General features: G+C 59.6%; 4 protein-coding genes, 6 pseudogenes and 1 other annotated feature. Of the genes and pseudogenes, 4 read left to right on the forward strand and 6 right to left on the reverse strand.

The window, feature by feature from the left end; all coding sequences use genetic code 11:
* Positions 1 to 115 precede the first annotated feature (115 nt).
* Both DPV79_RS43145 and DPV79_RS38665 read right to left on the reverse strand, forming a co-directional pair.
* Positions 116 to 694, reverse strand: a complete 579-nt coding sequence (locus tag DPV79_RS43145) for a site-specific integrase (protein ID WP_244321881.1) — start codon at positions 692 to 694, stop codon at positions 116 to 118.
* Positions 695 to 1,110: 416 nt separating this feature from the next.
* Positions 1,111 to 2,349, reverse strand: a pseudogene (locus DPV79_RS38665) (IS3 family transposase).
* Positions 1,952 to 2,068: a sequence feature (AL1L pseudoknot), on the reverse strand. Its footprint overlaps the pseudogene before it by 117 nt.
* Before the next feature lie 647 nt (positions 2,350 to 2,996).
* Here DPV79_RS38665 and DPV79_RS43515 point away from each other — a divergent pair.
* A pseudogene (locus DPV79_RS43515) lies at positions 2,997 to 3,592 on the forward strand (integrase); the annotation flags it as partial.
* A gap of 13 nt (positions 3,593 to 3,605) precedes the next feature.
* Positions 3,606 to 3,971, forward strand: a pseudogene (locus DPV79_RS38680) (Tn3 family transposase); the annotation flags it as partial.
* Positions 3,972 to 4,171: 200 nt separating this feature from the next.
* Here the strand turns inward: DPV79_RS38680 and DPV79_RS38685 are convergent.
* From DPV79_RS38685 to DPV79_RS38695, 3 genes are all read right to left on the reverse strand, one after another.
* Positions 4,172 to 4,438 carry a hypothetical protein gene (locus DPV79_RS38685; RefSeq protein ID WP_113047880.1) on the reverse strand — a complete coding sequence of 89 codons (267 nt, stop codon included), beginning with the start codon at positions 4,436 to 4,438 and terminating at the stop codon, positions 4,172 to 4,174.
* Complete coding sequence (locus DPV79_RS38690) at positions 4,428 to 5,177, reverse strand: DNA/RNA non-specific endonuclease (RefSeq protein WP_113047881.1); 750 nt, start codon at positions 5,175 to 5,177, stop codon at positions 4,428 to 4,430. Before DPV79_RS38690 ends, DPV79_RS38685 begins: the two co-directional genes overlap by 11 nt.
* A 119-nt stretch (positions 5,178 to 5,296) precedes the next feature.
* Positions 5,297 to 5,689 (reverse strand): hypothetical protein, encoded by a 393-nt coding sequence (locus DPV79_RS38695; RefSeq protein WP_425267376.1) that lies wholly within the window; start codon positions 5,687 to 5,689, stop codon positions 5,297 to 5,299.
* An 858-nt stretch (positions 5,690 to 6,547) separates the two neighbouring features.
* On the opposite strand from DPV79_RS38695, the pseudogene DPV79_RS43520 reads away from it, so the two are divergent.
* Positions 6,548 to 6,676: pseudogene (locus DPV79_RS43520) on the forward strand (Hcp family type VI secretion system effector); the annotation flags it as partial.
* Between the two features lie 92 nt (positions 6,677 to 6,768).
* Positions 6,769 to 9,074, forward strand: a pseudogene (locus DPV79_RS38705) (LamG-like jellyroll fold domain-containing protein).
* A gap of 346 nt (positions 9,075 to 9,420) precedes the next feature.
* On the opposite strand, the pseudogene DPV79_RS43525 reads toward DPV79_RS38705, so the two are convergent.
* Positions 9,421 to 9,546, reverse strand: a pseudogene (locus tag DPV79_RS43525) (IS630 family transposase); the annotation flags it as partial.

Below are 9,546 nucleotides of genomic sequence, written 5' to 3' on the forward strand. Positions count from 1 at the left end.
ACTGGCTGACCTGACCGTGCGGATTTCCGCCGCCGGCGCCGGTGGCTCACGATTGTCGGATTTCTAAGCCGTAGGTCACACGTTCGAATCATGTAGGGCGGGCCAGTCGAGACCTTTATGCCGCAAGGCTTTGCGCCGCTTCCGACAGCGGCGCTTTTTGTTTCTCGCCTCCCGACTGTGCCCAAAACGTGACCGTGCCGGCGTGCTGCGCCAGATGGCTGGGCGCAAGGTGCGCGTACTTCTGTACCATCGCGATCGTCTCCCATCCCCCGAGCTCTTTAAGCACCATCAGGGGTGTCCCCCGTCGCACGTGCCAGCTCGCCCAGGTGTGCCGCAGATCGTGCCTGTGGAAGTCGACCATCCCGGCTTCCTTACAGGCCCGCGCAAAATCGCGCTTGTCGATCTGGCCGATAAGCTTCGGTGGCCCATCTCCACGTGTAAATTCCCGCGTGAAAACGAGATCCGTCGCTGTCTCCGCGTGCCGCTCGAGGACGCTCATGGAGTCCTGGTTCAATGGCACCGAACGAGCTCGTTTCGACTTTGCCCCCTCGTGCGTGATCCAGGCATTGCACTGGGCCAGATCGATTTGCGATACCCGCAGGCCGAACAGTTCAGACTCTCGCATGCCGGTTGCCACCGCGACGACCGCGGCATCGCGCATCCACGGAATGCGCAACGCGTTGATCATCTTCATGATGACTTCTGGCGGCTCCCAGCGCACGCGCACGTCGGGTTCTTCGAACCGTTGGAGCTTCGGGACGCGATCTATCCATTCCCACTCGACGCACAAACTCAACATGCGTCGAATGGTGTTGATATATCGGTTTCGCGTCCTGGGTTCCAGCGGCCGCGCCGGCTTCCCCCTTGATCAGCCGATGCGTCGGCAGCGCATCGAAAATCTCGTCAGCCGTGATGGTTCGGATTGACCGCCCGAGGAATTGCTCTCCCCAGTAGGTGACGTGCCGAACCTTCCCGGCGTAATCGCGCTGCCCCAGTGAACAAAGCACTGATGCTATCTGGGTCTCGATCAGCCGACTGTTAACGATCGTCAGCATTCTCTTGCAAGGAAGGTGGCGTGAACCGCACCGGGAATCGTGGAGGCTGGTTGGTTTAAGTTAATGCGGACACGTCAGCGGCATTTCTGAGTTGCCTGTAGTAGTTTGCCTCAGCTTCAGCAGGCGGGATATAGCCGAGCGGTTCCATCAGCCGATGGTGGTTGTACCAGGCGACCCATTCCAGCGTAGCCAGTTCGACGGATTCCCTCGTTTTCCAAGGGGCGCGCCGATGAATCAGTTCCGTCTTGTACAGGCCGTTGATCGTTTCGGCTAGCGCATTGTCGTAGCTGTCGCCCCGGCTGCCGACCGACGGCTCGATGCCGGCCTCAGCCAGCCGTTCGCTGTAGCGAATGCTGACGTATTGGGCCCCTCTATCGGAGTGGTGTATCAAAGTCCCGTCCTCGCCCGGTTGGCGGGCGTACAGCGCTTGTTCAAGTGCATCCAGAACAAAGTCCGTGGTCATCGACGAGCTGACGCGCCAGCCAACAATACGGCGGGCGAACACGTCGATCACGAATGCCACGTACAGCCAGCCTTGCCATGTCGAGACATACGTAAAATTCCGACACCCAGAGCTGATTCGGTCGGTCAGCCTTGAACTGCCGATTGACTCGGTCCAGCGGGCGCGGCGCGCTCACATCGGGAATCGTCGTGCGAACACGCTTACCGCGAACTGCGCCACGCAAGCCCTGCAGCTTCATCAACCGTCCGACCGTGCAGCGTGCCACCGCAATGCCTTCCCGGTTCATCTGCTTCCAGACCTTCGGCACGCCGTAGACCTGCATGTTGGCCTGCCAGACACGCTTGATCTCCGGTTGCAAAAGCTCATCGCGTTTCGCGCGGGCGCAGCGTTTCGACGGATCGCGAAGTTGTGCTGCATGGCGTCGGTAGCCCGACGGGGCAATCCGCAAGACCTTGCAGATCGGCTCGACCCCGAAGGTGTCGCGATGCTGATCAATGAAGGCCTTCAGGACTTGAAACGGCGGTCGAGCTCCGCCTGGGCGAAAAATGCGCTCGCCAGTTTGAGAATCTCGTTGGTCCGGCGCAGTTCCTTGACCTCGCGCTCCAAGGCTTTGATGCGTTCACGCTCGGCCGTACTCACGCCATCGCGCTCTCCACGGTCGACCTCGTCGCGCTTAACCCAATCCAACAGCGTCTGCGGCGTGCAGCCGATCATCGGCGCAATCGATTCGACTGCCGCCCACATCGACGGGTGCTCGCTACGCTGCTCGCGTACCAGGCGCACTGCGCGCTCTCGGACTTCCGGGGAAAACTTGCTTGGCTTCTTGTTCATGGCTCCATTCTCTCAAGAGTTGGAGCCTCCACAAAACTCGGGGCGGTTCAGGCGTGATTGCTCCTGAGGCATTTGATTGAAACACAAAAGCCGCTACTCGGGCGACCGGCGCCATGCTGCATGTTCTCAAGGCGTCCGCGATGAACATATCGACGCTGCCGTTTCTGGCGTTCGTGGACGAACGCATTTTCGAGCAGTATCCGCGATGGCGACGATGAGTGGGATGTTGGAAGTCCGACCGAGCCATGGTTTACTGCCATCAGCCGAAATGAGGGTCCCAGTTGCATCCATTCCGGCCTTGGCCTGAATCTCATCCAGACACAGGCAAATCGGCCAATTAGGGCAGCCATTGGGACACGACTGTGCGAAGCTTAGCAAGCTTACGCTCGCCAGCACCAAGCCCACCAATAGCGCTTTCAAGGAATGTGTGCTCATCATGTCCTCCAGGTAAGGAATTTTAAACTTAGCACAATTTGGATGCGTCGTAGGATATTTATGGTGAATTAATTCGGAACCCTAGTCGTTCCGCGCGATTCATTTAATTTATTTAAAGTGGTGGATTTGCGTGCCGTTTATCGCACGGGGCGACGAGTGCTTCTTCAAGCGGTATCCTCGATGGCGGCGAGGGTGGAGCATTGGAAGTCAGACTGATCGCGGTAGCGAGACCAGAATGCGTTGTGCCCTGGGAAAACATCCGCGTGCCGTATGAGGTCGATGGTTCGCATGGCACTTTTCGCGCGCCGAAGTCAATGTGCGCACTCGAGGCCACTAACGACTATCAGGCGATCGGCGCCCGGTTCGAACAACATGAAGCTGCCGAAACGCAGCGTGTCTATCGCCGGGAAGCCAAGCACCTGCTGCTTTGGGCGATCATCGAACGCGGCAAAGCTGTCCTCGCTGACAAGCGAGGACGCGACCGCCTATCGCGCCTTCTTGCGCCATCCCGTACCAAGGCCGCACCAAAGCCCGGTGGATCGCGTCCGTGCGGCCAAGATCGTCGACCGAGTGGCGTCCCTTCACCGAGGTGCAGTCTCCAGATTCGATCGCATACGCGCTATCAGTCCTTGGCGCGATGTTCCGTTGGCTGATCGCGCAGCGTTACGTTCTCGCGAATCCATTCGCCAGCCTCAAGGTGCGCGGCGCGCAGCGCATTAGGGAACTGGACATCTCACGCGCCATTATGGCTGGAGAATGGGAACTGATCAGGACGATTGCTGATGGGCTCGAATGGTCGCATGGCTGGATGGTTGCGGAAATACTGGGGCAGCGGCAAGCGTACGTCGGCGGACGGCATCAAGTGGAGCCTGTATTAGCGGAGCCTGCGGTCCGAGTATCACGTCCGCTATGGCGGATACGGCGGGATCGGCTACTACCACGTGTCCGACATGTACATCGCGCTGTTCAGCCACTTCATTCCGTGCAGCGTTCACGGAGCCGTCTACATTCTCGATGGGCCGATTCTGAGCGGCGCCGACGTCAAGCCTGGCACAATCCACGGCGATACACAGGCGCAAAGCGGTCCAGTGTTCGGCCTGTCCGATGTGAAGGGCATCAATCTGATGCCGCGCATGCGCAACATCAAGGACCTCGTTCTGTACAAAGCGGACCGACGTCGCAAGTACCGAGCATATTGACCCGGGGCTGCTCCGCACGATTTGCCGGCAGGTATCCCGGTTTTTGGCAGCAAAGCCATTCTCTTCGTCCCTGTCAACAGTATCAGGGTAGCTTGGGTGCGGCACGTCGTTGCCGCGTACCTCATGAGGGTGCTGATTGCCGGCGTGCGGCGGCAATCGGACCTTTCCCGCACAAAATGCTCGGCAGTTCACCGTTCGAACGGATTTTTGATCTTGCCCGTCGGTGCATGGGGCTCATCAGGGACGTGGGCAGGTAATGCCAGATCGCGCTGTAGCACATCGAGGATATCCGAGATGGTCTGCTGTAGTACGAGTGCGGCGGCGAGACCAGCCTTGTCGCGCGTCAGTTCCAGTGTTCCCGACAAGACGATGCAACTAGGATCGTTGGTCACGGTGAACGAGTCGCCGTGAATATTCACGACGGTCGAATCGTCTGCAAACGCCTTAAACTCCATTTAGTCCTCCGATACGTGTGTCCTTTAGCGATTCCGGTATCCCGGGGAATCGCAAACCGCTTTGAGCTTCGAGTTCATGTACGGTCGCGATCGTGTAGCGTTTGGTCGCGGTGTTGTTCGCGAGGACCGCGAACGCGAGCCGCTTCTGAGGAACGTAGACTACCTTGAAGAGTTGGGTGGGCACGACGACTCCGCTTTTGCCAATGGTTGTCAGTTCTGTGCCCTTGAACAGCGGACCCGTGACGACATAAGTATCTGCCGCGTGCAGACCAATCCGACGAACTACTTCCTCGATATGTGCCCACAGGTGACGGTTGTTCGTCGGATTCTGCGGCACCATGTTCGCCAGCGTAAAGGATTCGGCCATTGCCCGATCGTTCCAGCGATCGCCGGCCGGGCTCATGTGCCCGCGATCGTACCCGCTTTTGCGATAGTCCGTGAGTCGAGCCCGTTCGCCGTTCGGTAGCCGCGGCTCCTCGAAGAATCGGTTCGTGCGGATCTCGCTCTTCGCTGCTTCCAGATGCGTGCGGGTCAGGTGCTCGGCCGACCAAAGCGGTCCGTGCGTGATGCTCGAATGCAGCACCTCAAAATCCGAATAGCACAGAAGACGCGTCGTCGCAGCTATCCGCGCATTGACGACGACTGGAGATTTTCCTTTGGGGGTGAACTGAGGGCAGGGGTTGGACGCAAAGGCGTGTGTGGCGAGCGCCATGAGCCCGCAGGTAACGAGTTTCCGCATCAAAGCTGAGTGAATGAATGTTGAGACGAGATCGCGCCACGGTGATCTGAATGGCGCGATCGGATCATACAGCGGCGGCGAGCGCCGCCGGGTATCGTTCTATCGGGACTGCCGTTGACTCAACATTCGCCTTTCTTTTCGTGCCCAGGCGGGCAGTGACGATGTCCGTCGCCATGACGGCGATCGTGGCCAGGACGCTCATTCCACTCGTCACGTGTCCAATAACGGTGTCCGTCGTAATAGCGCTCACCGTACCAACCAGGCGTGACTACTTTCACGGGCGAGGGAACGGTAAGCGCTGGGGCTGTCACGACCGGCGTTGGCATACCGATGTTGATTCCGATATTGGTTGCGTGCGCGGCGGCCGAAAGTCCGGCTGCGGCCGCGACGGTGCATGAGAGCAAGAGCGCTTTTTTCATCAGGTTATCCAAGCGGTATTCGCAGAGGCGAGACAGTTCACCCCTCTCCCTTGAAAACGCTGCATCGCGCAGTGCGTTGACGGCGCGATTCATTCCAACGTCCGAATTGACCATGTTTGATGGTTATACATTCCCCAGGTGGTTGCAAATGCCTGGAGCAACTGTTTCAAGCAGCGGTGGTTGGGTCCGTCGATTCGAGGGCGAGTTGGGGCAGGAGCCGGCCGAGTGTGTTTGCCGCATCACTGTTCTCGCTTGCGATGTCGATCGGCCAGGGCACAGCGTCATCGCCAGACACGTCCCTGTTCAAGGGTGGGTTTGGGATTGCCGCGGACCATCTGTGCTCGTCGGGTAATTCGAGTTCGATTGTGCGGCTTCCCGTTGGCTGCGCCAAGGCAGGAGGAGGGGAGCATCGGTGACGTCGGTGTCGGGGGGCGCTCATCTTAAGCGCAAGGTGTGAGGGCCAGTCTATCCCGGACTCAGTGATCCGGATTTGTTATGAAGTCTCGAAAGGTTTAGATAACAGGAGAATGATGTGCGCAAATATTATTAAATTTGAAATTTAAATATGGAAAAATATCGGGTTCCTTGATGGTCGATGCGTTTCGTGAGGAGGCGTTATGTTATTAATATATATAATTAAATTTAATGAATGGGTGTTTGCATCTCGAATGCAAGGTTTTTGTGTTTTGTAATGTGTTGTGAATCCGGTTATCTCGGTGGGCGTAATATTAGCGTGATGATGTTGGCTACGATCCGCCCCAAATTTACTGCTTTTCATAAGTTGACGTGACCGGAATTCGCGCGAATAATGCGCGCCTCGGCTCGGGATCTCTCATTATCCCGACCTAAAGCGAGGGGCGGACTTATACCTTGATTGTGTGGCAGTCTATCTATGCGTCTACTCTGTGAATAGGACCCTTGTCGCTGTGGTGGGAGCCGTAAACATACGCCGACAAGCACGACGACGAAATCGAGGTCCTGAACCAGGACCGTGAGATCCAACAGGAATCCTCCATGCCTGCAGGCGGCGGCGATGGTGCTGGCAAGGCCACGGTCAAGGACCTGACGTCCGAACAATCCGAGCACACATCGATCGTGCGAGTCCGCTCGAGCACTCATGCCGACTGTTTGGCGACAACTAGAAACAGGACGAGTGTATGAACGACGATCAGATGCAGTGGGCAACGCTTTCGGACAATGCGCGCGAAGGGGGCTGTATCAAGAGCGCTTCTCGCCGACACTTTGTGGTGGGGCTGGGCGCGTCTTTGCTGGCTGGTTGCGGGGGCGGCGACGGTGCCGCTGCCGTCGCGGTGGATACCGCGCCGGCAACGACGGGCAGCGACGGTCAACCGGGGGCGACCACGCCAACATTGTCCGACGCCACTGCGCCGGTGAAGACGCCCGTCACGCCGCCGGAGAGCGCCGTGCAGATGCATGGCTTCACGCATCCTGGCTTGCTGCATACCGAGGCGGATTTCGAACGCATGCGCGCGAAAGTCGGCGCGCAAGCTTCCCCGTGGATCGATAGCTGGAACGTGCTCGTCGCCAACGGTCACACGCGCCTGACGAACAAGCCGAACCCGCAGGTCGGCATCTATCGCGGCAATGATCCCACGCATGGTCAGAACTACGGCGCCCTCTACAACGACATCGCCGCCGCCTATGGCGACGCGCTGCGCTGGAAAGTGTCGAACGACACACACTACGCCGACAAAGCCGTGGAGTATCTGGACCAATGGGCCGCGAAGCTGACGACGCTCGGCGGCAGCGACGTGGCGCTCGCCGCCGGCATCTATGGCTACGAATTCGCCAACGCAGCCGAAATCATGCGCGGCTACAGCGGCTGGAGTCCGGCCGGACTCGCCGCGTTTCAGGCGATGATGCGCAACGTGTTCTACCCGGTCAGCCATGCTTTCCTGACCCGTATCGACACCGCGATGGATACGCACTACTGGGCCAACTGGGGCCTGGCCAACATCGCGTGCGTCCTGGCCATTGGCGTGCTGTGCGACGATGCCGAGCTCGTCGACGAGGCCATCACGCATTTCAAGAGCGGTGGCAGCAACGGCTGTATCCGGCAAGCCGTGTACTACATGCACCCCGGCAATCTCGGGCAATGGCAGGAAGCCGGCCGCGATCAGGGCCACAGTGTGCTCGGCATTGCATTGACGGGCGCCATTTGCGAGATGGCGTGGAATCAAGGCATCGACCTGTACGGCTATGACAACAATCGCTTTCTGGCGGGCGCGGAATACGTGGCCAAGGCCAACCTGAAGCAGGCGGACGGCACGTTCTACACAGTGCCCTTCGTCACGTACCAGAACAGCGCCGGCGTCATCCAGACGCAGTTCGCCGCCGGCGGGCAAGGCGACGCGCTGGGGCGGCCCTGCTGGGCGCTGGTGGCCAACCATTACATCAACCGCAAAAGCCTGGCGGCGCCTTACACCCAGCGCGCTGCCGAGCTTGTGGCGCCGGAGGGCGGCGGCGGCAACTATGGTCCCAACAGTGGCGGCTTCGACCAGCTCGGCTACGGCACGCTCACCTGCACGCTCGACCCCGGCAGCGCCGCCGTGACGCCGACCGGTCTGACGGGTTACGAGAGCGCGGGCAAGGTGGTGCTGTCGTGGTGGGGCAGCAGCAACGCCGTCAGCTACAACGTCAAGCGCGCCACCATGGCCGGCGGACCGTACAGCACCATCCGAAGCGGTATCACCGATCTGCTGACCTGTACCGATACGCCTGCCGGTGCCGGCACGTATTTTTATGTCGTGACAGCGCAAACGATTGCGGGCGAATCGGCGCTTTCCAACGAAGTGAAAGTGATCACGGCGCAGCAACTGCTCGCGCACCTCCCGTTTGATGAAGGCGGCGGCATCACGGCCGCCGATCGCTCGGGCAACGGGCGCAATGGCACGCTCAACGGCGCAACGTGGGCAGTGGGGCGCAGCGGCAGCGCGGTCTCGCTCAACGGCTCGGGCGCGTATGTGGCGTTGCCCGACGATCTGCTGGCCGATGTGTCGGACTTCACGATCGCCAGCTGGGTGTTCTGGAATGGCTCGCAAACGTGGGCACGCCTGTTCGACTTCGGCACGGGCTTCCACCGCTACATGATGTTCACGCCGTGCGGACGGTTGCGCAACGGCTGGGCCGGCATGCGCTTCGCCATGACGGCCAACGGCCCCGGTGACGGCCCTCCGGAACAGATCATCGACGCCCCACCGAGCTGCCGAGCAAGCGATGGGTACATGTGGCCATCACGCTATCGGGTTCGACCGGCACGATGTACGTGGACGGCACGCCCGTCAGTACCAACACGGCGATGTTCCAGGCGCCGTTCCGCCTTGGCCGTACCACGCAGAACTGGCTGGGCAAATCGCAATACAGTGCCGACGCCACGTTCAACGGCCTGATCGACGATTTCCGCATCTATCGCGGCGCGCTCAGCGCTGCGCAGATCGCATCGCTCATGGCGAATTGATCGCGCAGGGCCCGACGGCGGGCCCTGCGATGAACCTCTTCCTTCAAGGATTTCTCCGATGACCGTGTTTTCTCAGCGATGGATTGCCGCTGCGGCGGTGGCGTGTACGTTATGGGGCTGTGGTGGCGGTACCGCTCATCTTACACAGTTGACCGCTGCAACTCTGGCCCAAAATTCGGGCACCTAGACACCTGAGCGCCGCCGCCACGTCGGGCCAGCCAGTTTAATACCGCGTCTTCCTAATGTCTGATGGATTCTATGCCGGCCAACTCCCGTCATGCGTGCAAGACGGCCACGATTGAGCGCTTACGGCCTACTGAACTGGCTGGTGCTTTTGTGAATACGGCTAGTCCATTGAATCAGAAGAATTGGCGGTGATTCGGCGAGTGGGATCGTTGTAGGTCCACTGCAATGGTTTCGGATCCTTGTTGTACTGACGGATGTAACGCATGAGCTTCTTGTCGAGGTCTTT

The sequence above is a fragment of the Burkholderia reimsis genome (assembly GCF_003294055.1).
GTDB classification, from domain to species: domain Bacteria; phylum Pseudomonadota; class Gammaproteobacteria; order Burkholderiales; family Burkholderiaceae; genus Burkholderia; species Burkholderia cepacia.

Excerpts from the sequence above, each read along its gene's own strand:
- DPV79_RS43145 (WP_244321881.1), bottom strand. The coding sequence starts at position 694 with ATGAAGATGATCAACGCGTTGCGCATTCCGTGGATGCGCGATGCCGCG.
- DPV79_RS38685 (WP_113047880.1), bottom strand. The coding sequence starts at position 4,438 with ATGGAGTTTAAGGCGTTTGCAGACGATTCGACCGTCGTGAATATTCAC.
- DPV79_RS38690 (WP_113047881.1), bottom strand. The coding sequence starts at position 5,177 with ATGCGGAAACTCGTTACCTGCGGGCTCATGGCGCTCGCCACACACGCC.
- DPV79_RS38695 (WP_425267376.1), bottom strand. The coding sequence starts at position 5,689 with ATGAATCGCGCCGTCAACGCACTGCGCGATGCAGCGTTTTCAAGGGAG.